This window comes from Mesorhizobium sp. M4B.F.Ca.ET.203.01.1.1, assembly GCF_004791025.1.
Lineage (GTDB): Bacteria > Pseudomonadota > Alphaproteobacteria > Rhizobiales > Rhizobiaceae > Mesorhizobium > Mesorhizobium abyssinicae.
This window is the reverse complement of sequence record NZ_SRUO01000009.1, coordinates 40389-58526: the sequence shown is the minus strand read 5'-3', so window position 1 is coordinate 58526 and position 18138 is coordinate 40389. Positions and strand designations below refer to the sequence as shown.

The window sequence follows — 18138 nt, the reverse complement described above, 5'->3', positions numbered from 1 at the left end:
GCTGTAATGGGGTGAGGGATGTTCTTTTATCTTTCCAAGATCTTCTGGTTCTTCATCCAGCCGCTCAACCTGGCGATCTTCCTGCTGCTGGCGGGCCTGCTCGCGGCAGTGTTCGGCCGTCGGCGGCTGGCCGCTTCCGGTAGCATGCTCGCCTTCCTGATCCTGTCGCTTTCGGCCTGGACGTCGCTTGGCGCGATGATGCTCAACCCGCTGGAGGAGCGCTTTGCCAAACCGTCGCTGCCGCAAAGAGTCGACGGCATCGTCGTGCTCGGTGGCGGCTTCGAGGGCGCCATCAACCTCGCACGCGGCGGCTATGAGTTGAACAGCGGCGGTGACCGCATGGTCGAGACCGCGATCCTCGCCCGGCGGTTCCCGCAGGCCAAGGTGGTGGTATCCGGCGGGACCGGAGAACTGTTCCTGGACGGCGAGGGCGATGCCGACACCGCGCCGCGCCTGCTTGGCGCGCTCGGCGTCGGCGCCGATCGGCTGATCCTCGAGAACAAGTCGCGCAACACCTATGAGAACGCCGTCTTCACCAGGCAGTTGGTGGCGCCGAAGCCGGGCGAGACCTGGCTGCTGGTGACCTCGGCCTTCCACATGCCGCGCGCCAAGGCACTGTTCGACAAGGCTGGCTTCCCGACCATCCCATGGCCGGTGGATTACCGCACCTCGGGCAAAGAAGGCATCGGCCTGTTCCGCGACAACCCGGCCGATTCGCTGCAGGTGGCAACCATGGCGATCCGCGAATGGATCGGGCTTGCCGCTTACTGGCTGTCCGGCCGCATCGACCGGCCCTTCCCGGGCGGCTGACCGAGGACGGCCTCCCTGGCCGCAGAGAAGAACTGGCGCCGGACCAGCACCGCCAGCAGCAGCAGCGTCGACAGCACGAAAATCACCGGGTCGATGAACCAGCCGAGATAGCCGATCGAGAAGAACACCGCGCGCAGGCCGGAATTGAAATGCTTGCCGGCCAGCATGTTCATGCGCGTCGCGCGCCAGACCGCGGTCTCGGTGACCGGATTGCGCGAAGCCTCGCCGTACGGGATCGGCACCGCGCCGATCAGGATCGAGCAGTAGTTGAACAGACGGTAGGCCCAGCCGAACTTGAAGAAGGCGAAGGCCAGGATCAGCACCAGGCCGAAAACCTTCATCTGGAAAGCCTCGCGCGAGGAGGTCGCGCTCAGCGGCAGGTCGCTCAGCACCGTAAGCACCTGGTCGGAGGCGCCGAGCAGCGCGAAACAGCCGCCAAGCGCGATCAGCGAAGAGGATGCGAAGAAGGCGGTGCCTTGCTGCAGACCGGTCATGATGGCGGTGTCGACGATGCGGATCTCGCGCTCGGCCATGGTTCGCATCCAGGCCGTGCGCTGGGCGTTCATCGCCGTCGTCAACGAGACGCGGCTGACCAGCTTGCCGTCGGAGGCCAGCGTATGCAGCACCCAGACGATGAGGAAGAAGGCCAGCGCCGCGAGGTCGGCCGTCGAAAGATGGAAGGAATCGCCCATGTCCCCTTGTACCACAGGCGAGCCGGCCGCTTCGACGGTCGGCTAGGCCGGCAGGGGTTGGGCGGCTTTCGCGCGCAGGGCCTCGACCACCATGTCCGTCCTGGTGACCCATCCGAACGCGTTCTCGAAATTCCACAGCGTTGCCTGGCGGTTGAAGTCGGGGCCCGAATGGTTCATCGCGTCCTCGACCAGGACAGGCCAGAATTCCAGCATGTAGGCGTCGCGCGCGGTCGCATCGACGCAGACATTGGTGGCGACCCCGCTGAACAGCAGATGGCGGATATTGCGAGCCCGCAGATACGCTTCCAGACCGGTGTTGCAAAAGCCGCTGTAGCGGGATTTGCGGATGATCTGGTCGCCCGGCTCCGGCTTCAGCGCATCGACGATTTGCCAGTCCCAGCTGTTGTCGATCAACAGATTGCCGCGTAGCTCGGGGCGCTGGCGCATCAGCACCATTCCCAGTTCCTTGTGGTAGTTCGGCGAGGAGGCATCGCCGGCGTCGCCGAGGTCGGGCCTGTACGACATCTGGAGATAGACCACGGTGAGGCCAGCTTTGCGCGCGGCCGCAAGCAGCCTTTTGTTGGCCTCGATGGCCGGTGCAGCACCCGATATGTCGAAGCCCGCCAGGTCGAACATGCCGCCCGCCGAGGCGAAGGCGTTCTGCATGTCCACCACGATGATGGCCGTCTGCGCCGGCACGATGCACACCGGTTCCGGCTAGGCATCCAACGCAAGCATTGCTTCCTCCCCAACGATTACCTGGCGTCTCGGAGAATAGCCCCGCCGGCGTGACCCGACAATCAATGTCGCTGCCGGAGCAGACAAGGTCGGCGGGCGCTCAGCCGCGATCCGCAAAACAGCGGAAACATCTCAGCAATTCCTATATGTATGCCGAGACGGATTCAGGAGACAACGGCGCGTGTTCCTTTCGGTTTTCGACCTGTTCAAGATCGGCATCGGCCCATCGAGCTCGCACACGATGGGGCCGATGACCGCCGCGCGGCGTTTTCTGGACGAGATCCTCGCCGGTGACTGGCCACGCCCGGCAGGCGCAAAAGTCGACCGCATCGGCGCCAGCCTGCACGGCTCGCTCGCCTATACAGGCATCGGCCATGGCTCCGACCGCGCCGTCGTTCTCGGCCTTGCCGGCGAGACGCCCCAGACGGTCGATCCCGACCTCGCCGACGGCATCGTTGCCGGGATCGCAGCCGAGAAGCGCATCGCGCCGCCGGGTCACCCGACTTACCGCTTCGATCCCGCGACCGATCTCGTGCTCGACCGCAAGACGCCGCTCACCGGCCACGCCAACGGCATGGCGTTCTATGCCTACGACGCCGGCGACCGACTGCTGCTCAAGCGCATCTATTATTCGATCGGCGGCGGCTTCGTCGTTTCCGAGGAAGAGCTGCAGCGGATAAAGGCCAAGGGCTCGGTGACGACGGAAGGCAAGAAGGTGCCTTATCCCTTCAAGAATGCCGTCGAGATGCTGAAGATGGCGGCCAAGAGCGGGCTTTCCATCGCCGAGATGAAGCGCGTCAACGAGGAGACGCAGATGTCGCGCGAGGACCTCGACGCCGGTCTCGACGCCATCTGGGGCGCCATGAAGGGCTGCATCGACCGCGGCCTGTCGCAGGACGGCATCATGCCGGGCGGGTTGAAGGTGCGCCGTCGTGCCCGGCAACTGCACGACAAGCTGCAGGAACAGTGGCAGCAGAACCGGCCGAACCCCTTGCTCGCCAATGACTGGCTGTCGATCTACGCCATGGCGGTCAATGAGGAGAACGCCGCCGGCGGACGCGTCGTCACCGCGCCGACCAATGGCGCGGCCGGAACGCTGCCGGCGGTGCTGCGCTACTGGCTGCATTTCCATCCCGAGGCCGACCAGCCGAGCATCCGCGACTTTCTGCTCACCGCCGCCGCCGTCGGCGGCATCATCAAGTCGAACGCCTCGATCTCGGGCGCTGAGGTCGGCTGCCAGGGCGAGGTCGGTTCCGCCTCGGCCATGGCGGCGGCCGGCCTTTGCGCCGTCATGGGCGGCACGCCGGAGCAGGTCGAGAATGCAGCCGAGATCGCGCTGGAGCATCATCTCGGCATGACCTGCGATCCCGTCGGCGGGCTGGTGCAGGTGCCATGCATCGAGCGCAATGCGCTCGGCGCCGTCAAGGCGGTGACCGCCGCTTCGCTCGCCATCAAGGGCGACGGCACCCACTTCGTGCCGCTCGACGCGGCGATCGAGACCATGCGCCAGACCGGCCTCGACATGAACGAGAAGTACAAGGAAACCAGCCTCGGCGGTCTCGCCGTCAACGTCGTCGAGTGCTGAACGCCGTCGCTGGCACTGTGGAGAAGTCGGGCAGGGGCGTTGACGGTTTCGCGTGCCGGACTAAACCTTAAGCGATGGCTCTCAATCTTCTAAAACTTTGCGTCGGCTGCGACAGCGTCGAGGATCTCGAAGAGTGGATCGACTTTCGCCTCGACGAGCGGCGGCGCGCCGGCGAGCCGGCCGAGCACTGGCACACCACCCGCATGGTGCCGTCGCGCGGCGACGAGGTCACCGACGGCGGCTCGCTCTACTGGGTGATCAAGGGCAGCGTGCAATGCCGCCAGTTGATCACCGAGATCCGGCCGTTCACCGACGATGAGGGCATCGGCCGCTGTCACCTGATGCTCGACCCGCAAGTCGTGCGCACCGAATGGCAGCCGCGCCGCGCCTTCCAGGGCTGGCGCTACCTGAAACCGTCCGACGCGCCAGCCGATCTCGGCAAGGGCAGGACAGGCCTGGTCGAGATGCCGCCGAAGCTCAGGCAGGAACTGGCCGAGCTGGGCCTGCTGTAGGGCGGACGATTCTGCCCCGGGGTTGCGATCCGCCGGCGCCTGCTGGCCCTCCCCATGGTGAGACATGGGACTTGCAAGCATTGGCGCCGCGCTACATCTTCAATCTATGTGCGACAATAAGCAGATCGCTCAGGCGCGCCCCGCGCGGGCCCCGGCTTGCCGGAAGGGTCATGACTCCGGCAGGAAATGGCGGTCAAACGAGCGGTCTGTCGTCACTTTGCAGGGCGACGGGAACCGATGGGCATACTGATCGCATTGGTCGCATTGCTTCTGGTGCTTCTAGGCGCCGTCACGATTTTCGTGCGCGCCGATCCTGCGAAAATGGCGGATGGATTGAAGACGCTGGGGCCGATTCTCCTTGCCCTGGCCGGCGCAGCGATATTCGCCGTCGGGCGCAGCGGCCTCGGTGGGATCATGCTGGTCGGCGCGGCAGCCTGGTACGGTACGATGCGCATTAACCGACCGGCGCAGCCACCGCCGCGAAAACGCTCCACCGTGCGCACTGCCGCGCTGGAAATGGAGCTCGATCACAAGACCGGCGGACTGGAAGGGCTCGTTCTGGCCGGCCGCCATGAAGGCAAGATGCTTGGCGCGATGAACCTGGCCGAGCTGCAGCACCTCTATCGTGAGCTCTCCGGCGATCCGGAGAGCCGCCAGCTGCTAGAGACGTATCTTGACGGCCGATTTCCCGTCTGGCGCAAAAACGCAGAGCCGGACAGTGGCGAAGGGCTGGGTGTTGCGCCAGGTGCGGGCGCCATGACTAAGGAGGAGGCCTACAAGATCCTTGGTCTTGAAGCGGGGGCCGCCGCGGCGGATGTCCGCAAGGCGCACCGCCGCCTGATGCAGCGCCTGCACCCCGATATCGGCGGCACGTCGTTCCTTGCGGCGCGGATCAATGAAGCCAAGGACGTCTTGCTCTCCAACCACAACTAGTCTCCTTCGACGCAGAAATTTCCCGGGAGATTCCAATGCCGCCCTACTGCTGGACGGCGTAACAGCTGATCTTCTTCTTCTTCAAAGCGGTGCAGGCATTCCACGCGGCGTCCTTCGACGAGAAGCCGCCGAAGCGGGCGCGGTAGTAGGTGACGCCGTCCTTGTCGAAGGCGACGGTGAACGCGGAGGCATCGGCCAGCACCTTCGGCGCCTGCTTGCTCGTCTTGTCGAGGAAGGCCTGGGCTTCCGATTGCTTCGGCGAGGACGCCACCTGCACCGCCCAGCCCGACGGCACCGAGGCCGTCTTGACCGGATCGACCGCCGGCGCCGGCTCAGGTTCGGCATAGGCGGCGACGGCCTGCGGCGCCGGGGCCGCAGCCACAGCGGCGACAGCCACGGTCTTGACCTTCTTGATCTGGACGACCGGCGTGGTTTCCTCGACGACCGGGGCGGTTTCCTCGACAACGGGCGCGCTGTCGTCGGCGGAGGCGACCGTCGCCTCGTCTTCGACCGCCGGCTTTTCGTCCGGGGTCGGTGCATCGTGCTTCGGCAGGAACACCTTGGCGAGGGCGCTGATCGGATTGCCGCCACCGGTCTTGGCGACCAGGGCGCCACCACCGCGCGTCGATGCCCGCGGCATGTAGGCGTTGATCAGACCGGCCATCTGGTTGTCGCGCGAGCGGCCCGAGGCGCCGCCCATCACGACGGCGACGAGCTTGCGATCGCCGTCGTTGACCGACGAGACCAGATTGTAGCCGGAAGCGCGGGTGTAGCCGGTCTTGATTCCGTCCACGCCCTTGATCCGGCCGAGCAAGCGGTTGTGGCCGTTGATGCGCTGGCGGCCGTACAGGAAGGAGCGCTGCGAAAAGTAGCCGTAATATTGCGGGAAGTGCTCCCTCAGCGCGATGCCGAGCATGGCCATATCGTGGGCCGTGGTGAACTGGCCGGGATCGGGCAGGCCGTTGGCGTTGCGGAAGACCGTGCCGTTCATGCCGAGCTGACGCGCCTTGGCGGTCATCATGCGGGCGAAATTGGCTTCGTTGCCACCGATCAGCTCGCCCAGCGCCGTCGCGGAATCATTGGCCGACTTGGTGACCATCGACAGGATGGCGGTGTCGACGGACACCGATCCGCCGGGCTTGACGCCGAGCTTGGTCGGCGGCTCGGCCGCGGCGTGGGCGGAGAACGGCACCGGCGTGTTCTTCGAGATCCGGCCCTTCGCCAGCGCCTCGAACGTCAGGTAGAGCGTCATCATCTTGGTCAGCGAAGCGGGATAGCGCCGACCATTGGCGTCGGAGGAATACAGCACCTTGCCGGTCTTGGCGTCGATGACGATGGCGGCCGACTTCGCCGCCATCGACGAGGCGGCATCGGCGACGACGACGCCCATCGCCAGGGCGACGATCGTGGCCGCCTTGAGGAATGAGGAGGATTTGGAGACGAAGCCCGACAACGCCTGACGCACTGATACTTCCCTGAATTTTCGTTGCCCCGGAGGCGGCGGCGTGAGCCTGCCTCGCTTCCGGTCAAGCTATCGCGGGCAGCGTTACCAATCCGTTTATGGTAACCGCCGCGTTCACCATTTTCTGGCGATTTGAGCCGCTTTTTATTCGAATTTTGGACTCTTCCCGTCCGCCTATGCCCAGCAAACAGGCAAAAACTTGACTTTTGTGCATCGCACAATATATTTACGGTGCATTGCACAAGGGCGCCCGGGGCAAAAGGGCGTTTCAACCACGAAGGGAAGCGTGAAATGGCCCAGACCTACGAGGACTTCAGCAAATACGGCAAGGAATTTGCCGACACCGGATTGAAGAGCTTTGCTTCGCTCACCAAGGGCGCGCAGGCGATCGCCACCGAAGCGGGCGAGTACACCAAGAAGAGCTTCGAGGCCGGCAGCGCCGCCTTCGAGAAGCTGTTCTCGGCCAAGTCGCTGGACAAGGCGATCGAGATCCAGTCCGACTACGCCAAGCAGAGCTACGAGAGCTTCGTCGCCGAGGCCGCCAAGATCAGCGACCTCTATGCCGAACTCGCCAAGGAAGCCTACAAGCCGTTCGAATCGATCGTCGCCAAGGCGAAGTAATTTCGCCGCAAGGCACTGAAATTAGGCCAGCCGGCCTGCATGACAGACCCGGTCGCGGATGCGCGGCCGGGTTTTTTCATGTTCGCTTCAATCCGGCGGCTTTGCTGCCTTCACGATTGCGAAAATCGCTGAAGTTTGCCCACCTAGCCATATTGTCAGCTAAACAGAAGGGCTTAAAATCGTCCATCGAACACCTACATGTCGAACTCGCATGGGGATTCGAAAAAGGCAGGACTACGTGACGATCGGTTTGACTGCCACGGCAGGCGTGGTGCGGATGCAGAGTGAAGGCGACGGCAACGAGGCCGGTCGCGGTACGGCCGTCATCACGCGCACCAAAACCAAGACCAAGAAGCCCAGTCTCTACCGGGTCCTCATCCTCAACGACGACTACACGCCCATGGAGTTCGTGGTTCACGTGCTGGAGCGTTTTTTCCAGAAGGACCGCGAAGCCGCCACACGCATCATGCTTCATGTTCACAATCATGGAGTGGGCGAGTGCGGGGTCTATACATTCGAGGTGGCCGAGACCAAAGTGTCCCAGGTCATGGATTTCGCCCGACAGAATCAGCATCCGCTGCAATGCGTGATGGAGAAGAAGTGAGGTAACATGCCGGCTTTCTCCCAAGGCCTGGAAAAGGCGCTACATCAGGCGCTGACGCTCGCCAATGAGCGGCACCATGAATACGCAACACTCGAACACCTGCTGCTCGCGTTGATCGACGACACCGAGGCGGCCGCCGTCATGCGCGCCTGCAACGTCGACCTCGACGAATTGAAGCACACGGTTCTCACCTATATCGACACCGAACTCGACAATCTCGTCACCGGCTATGATGAGGATTCCAAGCCCACCGCCGGTTTCCAGCGCGTCATCCAGCGCGCCGTGATCCACGTGCAGTCGTCTGGCCGCGAAGAGGTCTCGGGCGCCAACGTGCTTGTCGCCATCTTCGCCGAGCGCGAGAGCCACGCCGCCTATTTCCTGCAGGAACAGCAGATGACCCGCTACGACGCGGTCAACTACATCTCGCATGGCATCGCCAAGCGCCCCGGCGCGTCGGAGAGCCGCACCCCGCGCGGCGCCGATGACGAGCAGGGCGGCCAGAACGGCGCCGAGCCGCAGGAGGAGAACGGCAAGAAGAAGCAGCAGCAGGACGCGCTGACGGCCTACTGCATCAACCTCAACAACAAGGCCAAGGCCGGCAAGATCGATCCGCTGATCGGCCGCGAGTCGGAGATCAACCGCACCATCCAGGTGCTATGCCGCCGCTCCAAGAACAACCCGCTCTATGTCGGTGATCCCGGCGTCGGCAAGACGGCGATCGCCGAGGGTCTGGCCAAGCGCATTGTCGAGGGCGACGTGCCGGAAGTGCTGCACAACGCCACCATCTTCGCGCTCGACATGGGCACGCTGCTTGCCGGCACGCGCTATCGCGGCGACTTCGAGGAGCGGCTGAAGCAGGTCGTCAAGGAACTCGAGGACTACCCGGGCGCGGTGCTGTTCATCGACGAGATCCATACCGTGATCGGGGCAGGGGCCACGTCAGGCGGCGCTATGGACGCGTCGAACCTGCTGAAGCCGGCGCTGTCGTCGGGCGCCATCCGCTGCATCGGCTCGACCACCTACAAGGAGTTCCGCCAGTTCTTCGAGAAGGACCGCGCTTTGGTGCGGCGCTTCCAGAAGATCGACGTCAACGAGCCGACCATCGAGGACGCCATCGAGATCATGAAGGGCCTCAAGCCCTATTTCGAGGAGTTCCACAAGGTCCGCTACACGAGCGAGGCGATCAAGGCCTCGGTCGAGCTTTCGGCGCGCTACATCAACGACCGCAAGCTGCCGGACAAGGCGATCGACGTGATCGACGAGACCGGCGCGTCGCAGATGCTGGTGCCTGAGGCCAAGCGCAAGAAGACGATCGGCATCAAGGAAATCGAAGCCACGATCGCCACCATGGCGCGCATCCCGCCGAAGACGGTTTCGGCCGACGACGAGAAGGTGCTGCAGGGTCTCGACGTCGAGCTGAAGCGCGTCGTCTACGGCCAGGACACCGCGATCACCGCGCTGACCTCGGCGATCAAGCTGGCGCGCGCCGGCCTGCGCGAACCGGAAAAGCCGATCGGCTCCTATCTGTTTTCGGGCCCGACCGGCGTCGGCAAGACGGAAGTGGCCAAGCAGCTCGCCGCCTCGCTGGGCGTCGAACTGATCCGCTTCGACATGTCGGAATACATGGAACGCCACACCGTCTCGCGGCTGATCGGCGCGCCTCCCGGCTATGTCGGCTTCGACCAGGGCGGCCTGCTGACCGACGGCGTCGACCAGCATCCGCACTGCGTGCTGCTGCTCGACGAGGTCGAGAAGGCGCATCCGGACCTGTTCAACATCCTGTTGCAGGTGATGGACCACGGTAAGCTGACCGACCACAACGGCAAGCAGATCGACTTCCGCAATGTCATCCTGATTATGACCACCAATGCGGGTGCGTCGGATGCGCAGCGCGCGGCGATCGGCTTCGGCTCGACCAAGCGCGAAGGCGACGATGTCGAGGCGATCAACCGGCTGTTCACGCCGGAGTTCCGCAACCGCCTCGATGCGATCATCCCGTTCGGCTCGCTGCCGGTGCCGGTCATCCATCAGGTGGTGCAGAAGTTCGTCATGCAGTTGGAGGCCCAGCTCTCCGAGCGCGGCGTCACCTTCGACCTGTCGCCGGACGCGATCGCCTGGCTGGCCGACAAGGGCTATGACGAGCGCATGGGCGCCCGTCCGCTCGGCCGCGTCATCCAGGAGCACATCAAGAAGCCGCTGGCCGACGAGGTGCTGTTCGGCAAGCTCAAGAAGGGCGGCACGGTGCGCGTCACCGTCGAGAAGAAGGAAACCGGCGAGACCGGCCTGAAGCTCGAATCGCTGGCCGACGAAGCGCCGGTGAAGCCGAAGAAGGAAGAGCCGGAAGAAGCGCCGAAGCCCCGCAAGGCGGCAAAGAAACCCGCAGCCAAGAAGGCGGTGGCGCAGAAGCCGGAGCCGAAGGGCAAGGACGGCGGCAAGCGCAGCCTTGTGCCCCAGTTGCCGCGCAAGGGCTGAGGGCCCCCACGATCGAAAAGCCCCGGAAACGGGGCTTTTTTCATGGTGCTGACAGCGAGCGCGAGGCTGGCCAAGCGAGGCGAAGCGCCGACGCATCGAATTCCCGGTCGGCGATGTCGTGCCGAAGACGAAATGGGACGACCTCGGCCTGCCGGCAGCGCATTGACCTTAAGTGGAGCGGCCGACTCCAAATATTCTTGTTGGCAACAGCCGTCGACCATTCGGGCCGTATGCGACGGCATTGTGCCGAGCAACAAAAGACCTTATCAAGGCGCACGACCTGGGTGGTGGTCGCGGCCAAGAGCCTTTGGCGATAATCATTCGGAACAGGAATCGCGCCCGGCGCGAGCAACCAATGACAAAAACCCTTCGCAAATCCCTCCGCCAGCTGATCATAGCGGTTCCGCTTCTCGCGCTCGGCTTCTACTTCATCCCGATCCTGACGACGATCTGGATCGTCTGCGGCCTGATCGACGTGCTGCGCAACAAGAACAAGACCCTGTCGCTGTTCCGCGGTTATTTTCTCGGCAACGGCCTCTTCACCTGGCTGCTGTCGCCGTTCAACCTGCTTGTCGACCTGCTTTGCTACCGGAACCCTGGCGTCTGGAAGCTGGAGCAGTTTCCCGCCGACTATCAGCGAGAGGTCAACGAGGTTCTCGACGTCTTCAAGGCGCGCAAGGACGAGATCATCGCCGATATCGACGCCAATTTCGGCACCGGCCGGCGTGGCATGTATGTCTATCAGTGGTACGGCAAGCACAAGATCGACAACGTGGCGGAATTCAACAAGGATTTCAAATACATTAAGACCATCGCCGTGTCCGTCTTCAGGGGCAAGGAATCGACCTCCTGGCATTTCGGTCCGCTTCGACTCAGCCTGCGCATTCTCTACAATTTGCTGCCGGTGAAGGCCGAGGTTTTCGTCGAGTGCAACGACGCCAGGAACTACTGGCACGACAATCCGCTCTACATTTTCGACGACACGCTGCTGCACCGCTCGGTCAACGAGTATGACGGGCGACGCTATTGCGTCTTCATGGACATCATCCGTCCGTCCCCGTTCCCGGGCCTGATCGCCGGTCTTCTCGCGGTCGTCTCGGTCAGCGTCGAGCGCGTCAACGCCATGTTCTACAAGAACTGGAAGATGATCGGCTCCAGCAAACCGAAGAAGGCCGGGGCGAACTGATCTACGACAGGATCTCGCCAATCGGTCTTAAACCAACGTCCAATGGCGCCGGCCGGCAGCCACCGTTAGAACGCCAGAGCAATTCTGGGACGATTGCGTAGCGATTTTCCGTCCCGAATTGCGCAAAATCAAATACGTCTCGGGGTCAGCGTTCTATCGAAGCTGAACTGCCTTGGGTGTCGAATATGTTCTAGCCAACATGACGACTGAGCGGGAGGAGGTCTCGCTCACGGGAGGGTCAGGTTGATCGGTCGGCAATCAGTCGTGCATGCGGATCATGTCCAGGCCTCGATCGCCAGGAGCGACGCGGCCCATTCGGCGCTGGTCGCCTCATGGCGGCGTTCTCTCCAGCTGCACCGTCTCGATCCGGCCGAGCGCAAGGCGCCGAAGCGGTTGACCGAAGCCGAGCTGATGCTGGCCAGGCAGCGCATGGAGCCACTGGCCCGCGCCGCCGAGGCAAGTCTCAACCGGCTCTATCTCGCAGTCGGCGGCGTCGGCTGCTGTGTGATGCTAGCCGACCGGAATGGCATCCCCATCGAGCGCAGGGGCGCCGTCGCCGACGACGAGACGTTCGACGAATGGGGCCTGTGGACCGGCACGGTGTGGAGCGAGGACAGCGAAGGCACCAACGGGATCGGCACCTGTATCGCCGACCAGCGGGCGCTGACCATCCATCGCGACCAGCACTTCTTCTCACGCAACACGCTGCTCAGCTGCACCACGGCGCCGGTCTACGACCACGAAGGCAATCTGGCGGCGGCGCTCGACGTGTCGTCCTGCCGGTCGGATCTGACGGAAGGTTTTGTCCAGCTCATCGCGGTTGCGGTCGGTGACGCCGCCCGCCGCATCGAGGCCGAGAATTTCCGCATGGTGTACTCCAACGCCCGCATCCTGCTCGCTCCGGTCGCCGAGCGCGGCGCCGGCGCGTTCATTGCCGTCGATGCCGACGATCTGGTTGTCGGTGCGACGCGCTCCGCGCGTCTTGCGCTCGGCATAACCCGAGAAGCCCTTGCCAAGGGGCTGCTTGCCGCCGATCTCCTCGGCGATGCAGCCAAGACCTCCGAGGATTTGGATGATGCCGAGCGCGGTGTGGTGCAGCGCGCGATTGCACGCACCGGCGGCAACGTCTCCGCCGCGGCCCAGAACCTCGGCATTTCCCGCGCCACGCTGCACCGCAAGCTCGCCCGTTTCGGCATCCACCGCACCCATTGATTTTCCCGGACCCGACCTGTCGCAGTTCTGCGACACTCGGCGGCTGCGATCGTCCGACCCCGGGCTGACAAGCTAAAAGCCATCCGCGACTGTCTCCCGCGACGCGACACATTCCGTGGCGCTGTTTTGCTGGGAGGCAGACAATGAACAAGGTGGAATTTTCCCGCACGGCCAAGGTTCCCTTCGCCAAGCGCTACGACAACTACATCGGCGGCAAATGGGTGGCGCCGCTCTCCGGAAAGTACTTCGAGAACATCTCGCCGGTGACCGGCGGGCCGCTGGGCGAGGTCGCCCGGTCGGACGCCAGCGACATCGAAGCGGCGCTCGACGCCGCGCACAAGGCCAAGGAGGCCTGGGGCAGGACAAGCCCAGCCGCCCGCGCGCTCATCCTCAACCGCATCGCCGACCGCATGGAAGAGAATCTCGACCTGCTGGCGCTGGCCGAGACCTGGGACAACGGCAAGCCGATCCGTGAGACGACCGCGGCCGACCTGCCCCTGGCCATCGACCATTTCCGCTATTTCGCCGGCGTCCTGCGCAGCCAGGAGGGTTCGATCTCCGAGATCGACCACGACACCGTCGCCTATCATTTTCACGAACCGCTCGGCGTCGTCGGCCAGATCATTCCCTGGAATTTCCCGCTGCTGATGGCGGTGTGGAAGCTGGCGCCGGCGCTCGCCGCCGGCAATTGCGTGGTGCTAAAGCCGGCCGAGCAGACACCAGCGACCATCATGCTGTGGGCCGACCTCGTCGGCGACCTTCTGCCGGAGGGCGTGCTCAACATCGTCAATGGTTTCGGGCTCGAGGCCGGCAAGCCGCTGGCGTCGTCCAAACGCATCGCCAAGATCGCCTTCACCGGCGAAACGACGACGGGCCGGCTGATCTCGCAATATGCCAGCCAGAATCTGATCCCGGTGACGCTGGAGCTCGGCGGCAAGTCGCCCAACATCTTCTTCCAGGATGTGACGGTGGAGGACGACGACTTCTTCGACAAGGCGATCGAGGGCTTCGTGATGTTCGCGCTCAACCAGGGCGAGGTCTGCACCTGCCCGAGCCGGGCGCTGGTGCATGAGAAGATCTACGACAGGTTCATCGAGCGGGCGCTGAAGCGTGTAGAGGCGATCGTCCAGGGTGATCCGCTCGACCCCGCCACGATGATCGGCGCGCAGGCGTCGAGCGAGCAGCTGCAAAAGATCCTGAGCTACTTCGACATCGGCCGCCAGGAAGGGGCCGAGGTGCTGACCGGCGGCGAACAGAACCACCTGCCGGGCGACCTTGCCGGCGGCTACTACGTCAAGCCGACCGTGTTCCGCGGCCACAACAAGATGCGCATCTTCCAGGAGGAGATTTTCGGACCGGTGGTGTCGGTCACCACCTTCAAGGATGATGACGAGGCGCTGTCGATCGCCAACGATACGCTCTACGGCCTCGGCGCCGGCATCTGGAGCCGCGATGCGAACCGTTGCTACCGCTTCGGCCGCGCCATCCAGGCCGGTCGCGTGTGGACCAATTGCTACCACGCCTATCCGGCGCATGCGGCGTTCGGCGGCTACAAGCAGTCCGGCATCGGCCGCGAGACGCACAAGATGATGCTCGACCACTACCAGCAGACCAAGAACATGCTGGTCAGCTACAGCCCGAAGAAGCTCGGCTTCTTCTGATCGACTCCCGAGGTGCGGGGAGGGCGCGGTTCGCCGCGTCCCCCCTTCAAACAGGGGGAGGACATCTTGGACAAGAAATCGCTGGGCAAAGTGTCCGCCACGCCGGAGGCAGAGGCGTTCCTCGCCGACATCATCGCCGATCACGGCCCGGTCCTGTTCCACCAGTCCGGCGGCTGCTGCGACGGCTCCTCGCCGATGTGCTACCCGCGCGGCGATTTCATCGTCGGCGACGGCGACGTCATGCTGGGCGAGATCGGCGACACGCCGGTCTATATAGCGCCTCACAGTACGAAGCCTGGAAACACACGAATTTGATCATCGACGTGGTGCCGGGCAGAGGCGGCATGTTCTCGCTCGACAATGGCCGCGAGAGGCGGTTTCTGACGCGCTCGACGATCTGCACGGTTCCCTCCGCCATCGAGAGGGATTGACCGGGCAATCCGGCAACGGCAGAAAGCCGCCATGGCCAATCTACTTCTCGTTGTCATCGGCGGCGGCATCGGCGCCGGCATCCGCCACCTGACCAATATGGGCACCCTGCGCCTGGTCGGCCCCAACTATCCCTGGGGCACGATGGCGATCAACATCCTCGGCTCGTTCGTCATGGGTCTGTTCATCGCCGTGCTCGCGCGGCGCGGCGGCTCGAACGAAGTGCGGCTGTTCGTGGCCACCGGCATCCTCGGCGGCTTCACCACCTTCTCGGCCTTTTCGCTCGATTTCGCCACGCTTTGGGAGCGCGGCGCGACGCTACCGGCGTTCGGGTACGCGCTCGCCAGCGTCATTGGCGCGATCCTCGCCCTGTTTCTGGGTCTTTGGCTCGCAAGAAGCCTGCCTTAGGTTTGTTCATGCATGTCGTTGTCCCAAAACCGCCAGACACTTTTGGGCGACATGCATTAGTGCTATTGCCCCCGCTTCCGAAGAGGCAAAGCGAGACAAATGGCAGGCGTTGAACAGATCACGGTGGAGGCCGGCGAGGCGGGCATGCGGCTCGACCGCTGGTTCAAGACCCATTTTCCGGGTCTCGGCTTCGGCCATCTGCAGAAGCTCCTGCGCTCCGGCCAGATCCGCGTCGACGGCAGCAGGGTGAAGGCCGACACCCGCGTCGAGCCCGGCCAGACGGTCCGCATTCCGCCGCTCGACGTCGACAAGAAGGGCGATGCGCCGCTCACCGGCCATTCGATCCGCAACCAGGGCGACGCCGATGTGCTCGCCAAGATGCTTCTGCACGAGGATGCGAAGGTCTTCGTCTTCAACAAGCCGGCGGGGCTCGCCGTGCAGGGCGGCTCCGGCGTCACCCGTAATGTCGACGACATGCTGGAGGCCTGGCGCAACCAGAAGGGCGAGAAGCCGCGCCTGGTGCACCGGCTCGATCGCGACACCTCCGGCGTGCTGGTCGTCGCCCGCACCCGCCTTGCGGCGATGAAGCTGTCGGAAGCCTTCCGGGCGCGCGAGACCAAGAAGACCTACTGGGCGCTGGTCAAGGGCGTGCCGCCGAAGCGCGAAGACAAGATCTCGACCTGGTTGATCAAGGAGCCGACACCGGACGGCGACCGCGTGCGCATCGCCAAACACGGCGAGAAGGGCGCCGACCATGCGGTGTCCTACTACCGCGTCGTCGAGCAAGCGGCGCAATCGCTGTCCTGGCTGGAGATGGAGCCCTATACCGGCCGCACCCATCAGCTGCGCGTCCACGCCGCTCATATCGGCTGCCCTATCATCGGCGATCCCAAATATTTCGAGGCCGATACCAATTGGGATTTTCCGGGCGGCATGCAGAACCGACTGCATCTGCATGCGCGCCGCATCCTCATCCCGCACCCGGACAAGGGCGTCATCGACGTCACCGCGCCGATGCCGCCGCATATGCGCCAGAGCTGGAATCTGATCGGCTTCGATGAGCAGAGCGCGGAGGAGGAGGGGTGAGCGGCGCCACCGGCGCGCTCGATCGCCGGGATGCGGTCGACATGGCGGCCGCCGCGATCATGGTCGGGCTGACCTTCTCCTGGGGGCTGAACTATGTCGCCGCCAAGGTCTCCTACGCCGGCTATGATCCCGTCTTCGTCTCGATCGCGCGCTCGATCCTCGGCGGGCTTTGCGTGCTCGGATGGTGTCGGCTCCGCGGCATCAAGCTGTTCGAAGCGGACGGGACGCTTGTCGCCGGCATCATTGTCGGGGTGCTCTTCGGCGTCGAGTTCCTGTGCCTCTATATCGGGCTGGAATACACAACCGTTGCCCGCAACACGCTGCTGGTCAACACCATGCCGTTCTGGGTCTTGATCGGCGGTCATTTCCTGCTCGGCGAGCGCATCAACGCGCGCAAGCTGGGCGGACTGGTTCTGGCCTTCTGCGGCCTTGCGGCGGTCTTCTCCGACGGCATCGTTGCCGGCAACACTGCCACACTCACCGGTGATCTGCTCAGCCTCGGGTCGGGGATCCTGTGGGCGATGACCAGCATCGTCATCAAGCGGTCGAAACTGGTCGAGACCAGCGCCGAGAAACTGCTGCTCTACCAACTGGCTGGCGCAGCTGTCGTCGGTTTGCTGGTGATGCCTTTCGCCGGCCCGCCCATCCGCGCGGTCACCGCCTTGCCGACCCTGGCGCTGCTGTTCCAGTCTTTCTATATCGTCGCATTCACCTATGTGTTGTGGTTCTGGCTGCTCACGCGCTATCCGGCGGCCGGCCTGTCGAGCTTCGCCTTCCTGTCCCCGGTCTTCGGCGTTCTGTGCGGCGCGGTGCTGCTGGGCGAGCCGCCGACAGTCAGGATCTTCCTGGCGCTCGGCCTGATCGCCGCCGGCCTCATCATCGTCAACCGGCCGCGCAGGCAGGTTCCAGCGTAAGGAGTTCGACATGCGCGACATCCTCAATGACCTCGAAGCGGGAAAGCAGCTCTCCGATCCCGATCCCGTGCGCCGCGCCCAGATCCAGATGAAGACGCCGCTGCCGAAGCGCTTCTACAAGACCGTCTCGCTCGCGCCGGTTGAGGAGGGCTTTGCCGTCCATCTCGACGGCAGGCCGGTACGCACGCCAGGCAAGACACTGCTGGCGCTGCCAACCGAAAAGGCGGCGGCCCTGGTTGCCGGCGAGTTCGACGCGCAAGGCGAGGTCATCGACCCCGTCACCATGCCGGTCATGCGCCTCGTCAACACCGCCATCGACGGCGTGGCCAGCGATCCGCAGGCGGTGCTGGAGGATATCCTGCGCTTCGCCTCGTCCGACTTGCTCTGCTACCGCGCCGATGGCCCGCAAGGGCTGGTAGACCGGCAGAACCAGCTTTGGGACCCGGTCATCGATTGGGCGCGCGGCGCGCTTGGCGCCCGCTTCCTTCTCGCCGAGGGCATCGTTCATGTCGAGCAGCCGCGCGAGACCATCGCCGTGCTCGGCGCCCATCTTGCGCAGCGCAACGAGCCGCTGCGGCTCGCCGCCATCCATGTCATGACCTCGCTGACCGGATCGGCGCTGCTGGCCATGGCTGTCGATTTCGGCGAACTCGATGGCGAAACGGCCTGGGCCGCAGCCCATGTCGACGAGGACTGGCAGATCGAGCATTGGGGCCAGGACGCCGAGGCCGTGGCGCGCCGCTCGGCCCGCAAGCGCGACATGTTGGCGGCCATCGGCCTGCTCGAGGCGCTGAAAGCCTGAGCGCAGCGCTC

17 protein-coding genes and 1 pseudogene are annotated in these 18138 nt (G+C 64.3%); 15 read left to right on the top strand and 3 right to left on the bottom strand.

What is annotated here, in order from left to right; genetic code table 11:
- The first annotated feature begins 18 nt into the window (after positions 1–18).
- Positions 19–810: a YdcF family protein gene (locus EN846_RS19870; RefSeq protein WP_127392152.1), complete on the top strand. Its 792-nt coding sequence runs from the start codon at positions 19–21 to the stop codon at positions 808–810.
- On the opposite strand, the gene EN846_RS19865 is transcribed toward EN846_RS19870, so the two are convergent.
- Positions 765–1502 (bottom strand): DUF599 domain-containing protein, encoded by a 738-nt coding sequence (locus EN846_RS19865; protein WP_127392151.1) that lies wholly within the window; start codon positions 1500–1502, stop codon positions 765–767. The genes EN846_RS19870 and EN846_RS19865 overlap by 46 nt on opposite strands.
- Before the next feature lie 42 nt (positions 1503–1544).
- The gene (locus EN846_RS19860) at positions 1545–2201 is read right to left on the bottom strand and encodes a cysteine hydrolase (RefSeq protein ID WP_348630792.1); all 657 of its coding nucleotides are present in this window, start codon (positions 2199–2201) and stop codon (positions 1545–1547) included.
- Between the two features lie 220 nt (positions 2202–2421).
- On the opposite strand from EN846_RS19860, the gene EN846_RS19855 reads away from it, so the two are divergent.
- From EN846_RS19855 to EN846_RS19845, 3 genes are all read left to right on the top strand, one after another.
- Positions 2422–3825 carry an L-serine ammonia-lyase gene (locus tag EN846_RS19855; RefSeq protein ID WP_127392150.1) on the top strand — a complete coding sequence of 468 codons (1404 nt, stop codon included), beginning with the start codon at positions 2422–2424 and terminating at the stop codon, positions 3823–3825.
- Positions 3826–3899: 74 nt separating this feature from the next.
- Positions 3900–4337 carry a DUF1489 family protein gene (locus EN846_RS19850; RefSeq protein ID WP_127392149.1) on the top strand — a complete coding sequence of 146 codons (438 nt, stop codon included), beginning with the start codon at positions 3900–3902 and terminating at the stop codon, positions 4335–4337.
- A 237-nt stretch (positions 4338–4574) separates the two neighbouring features.
- Positions 4575–5270 carry a DnaJ domain-containing protein gene (locus EN846_RS19845; protein WP_127392148.1) on the top strand — a complete coding sequence of 232 codons (696 nt, stop codon included), beginning with the start codon at positions 4575–4577 and terminating at the stop codon, positions 5268–5270.
- A 43-nt stretch (positions 5271–5313) separates the two neighbouring features.
- Here the strand turns inward: EN846_RS19845 and EN846_RS19840 are convergent, their stop codons facing one another.
- A complete protein-coding gene (locus tag EN846_RS19840) occupies positions 5314–6735 on the bottom strand; it encodes a D-alanyl-D-alanine carboxypeptidase family protein (protein WP_127392147.1) in 1422 nt (473 codons plus the stop codon).
- Between the two features lie 288 nt (positions 6736–7023).
- On the opposite strand from EN846_RS19840, the gene EN846_RS19835 reads away from it, so the two are divergent.
- The 11 genes and pseudogenes from EN846_RS19835 to EN846_RS19785 all read left to right on the top strand — a co-directional run bounded on the left by EN846_RS19835 (position 7024) and on the right by EN846_RS19785 (position 18127).
- On the top strand, positions 7024–7353 hold the full coding sequence (locus tag EN846_RS19835) for a phasin family protein (protein WP_127392146.1): 330 nt from the start codon (positions 7024–7026) through the stop codon (positions 7351–7353).
- A 277-nt stretch (positions 7354–7630) separates the two neighbouring features.
- Complete coding sequence (gene clpS / locus EN846_RS19830; RefSeq protein ID WP_187331408.1) at positions 7631–7957, top strand: ATP-dependent Clp protease adapter ClpS; 327 nt, start codon at positions 7631–7633, stop codon at positions 7955–7957.
- Between the two features lie 6 nt (positions 7958–7963).
- Entirely contained in the window at positions 7964–10429 is a 2466-nt protein-coding gene (gene clpA, locus EN846_RS19825; RefSeq protein WP_127284621.1) for an ATP-dependent Clp protease ATP-binding subunit ClpA, read from the top strand.
- A 355-nt stretch (positions 10430–10784) separates the two neighbouring features.
- Positions 10785–11615 carry an aspartyl/asparaginyl beta-hydroxylase domain-containing protein gene (locus EN846_RS19820; protein ID WP_135859270.1) on the top strand — a complete coding sequence of 277 codons (831 nt, stop codon included), beginning with the start codon at positions 10785–10787 and terminating at the stop codon, positions 11613–11615.
- Between the two features lie 264 nt (positions 11616–11879).
- Positions 11880–12827, top strand: a complete 948-nt coding sequence (locus EN846_RS19815; RefSeq protein WP_245493481.1) for a helix-turn-helix domain-containing protein — start codon at positions 11880–11882, stop codon at positions 12825–12827.
- Positions 12828–12970: 143 nt separating this feature from the next.
- Positions 12971–14488: an aldehyde dehydrogenase gene (gene adh, locus EN846_RS19810; protein ID WP_127284623.1), complete on the top strand. Its 1518-nt coding sequence runs from the start codon at positions 12971–12973 to the stop codon at positions 14486–14488.
- A gap of 63 nt (positions 14489–14551) precedes the next feature.
- Positions 14552–14919 (top strand): annotated as a pseudogene (locus tag EN846_RS19805) (DUF779 domain-containing protein).
- Between the two features lie 31 nt (positions 14920–14950).
- Entirely contained in the window at positions 14951–15325 is a 375-nt protein-coding gene (gene crcB, locus EN846_RS19800; protein WP_127284624.1) for a fluoride efflux transporter CrcB, read from the top strand.
- Between the two features lie 99 nt (positions 15326–15424).
- Positions 15425–16411, top strand: coding sequence for an RluA family pseudouridine synthase (locus EN846_RS19795; protein WP_127391271.1), 987 nt, complete (start codon positions 15425–15427; stop codon positions 16409–16411).
- Between the two features lie 41 nt (positions 16412–16452).
- The gene (locus EN846_RS19790; RefSeq protein ID WP_187331409.1) at positions 16453–17325 is read left to right on the top strand and encodes a DMT family transporter; all 873 of its coding nucleotides are present in this window, start codon (positions 16453–16455) and stop codon (positions 17323–17325) included.
- Positions 17326–17335: 10 nt separating this feature from the next.
- Positions 17336–18127, top strand: a complete 792-nt coding sequence (locus EN846_RS19785; protein WP_127286109.1) for an ATP12 family chaperone protein — start codon at positions 17336–17338, stop codon at positions 18125–18127.
- Positions 18128–18138 lie beyond the last annotated feature (11 nt).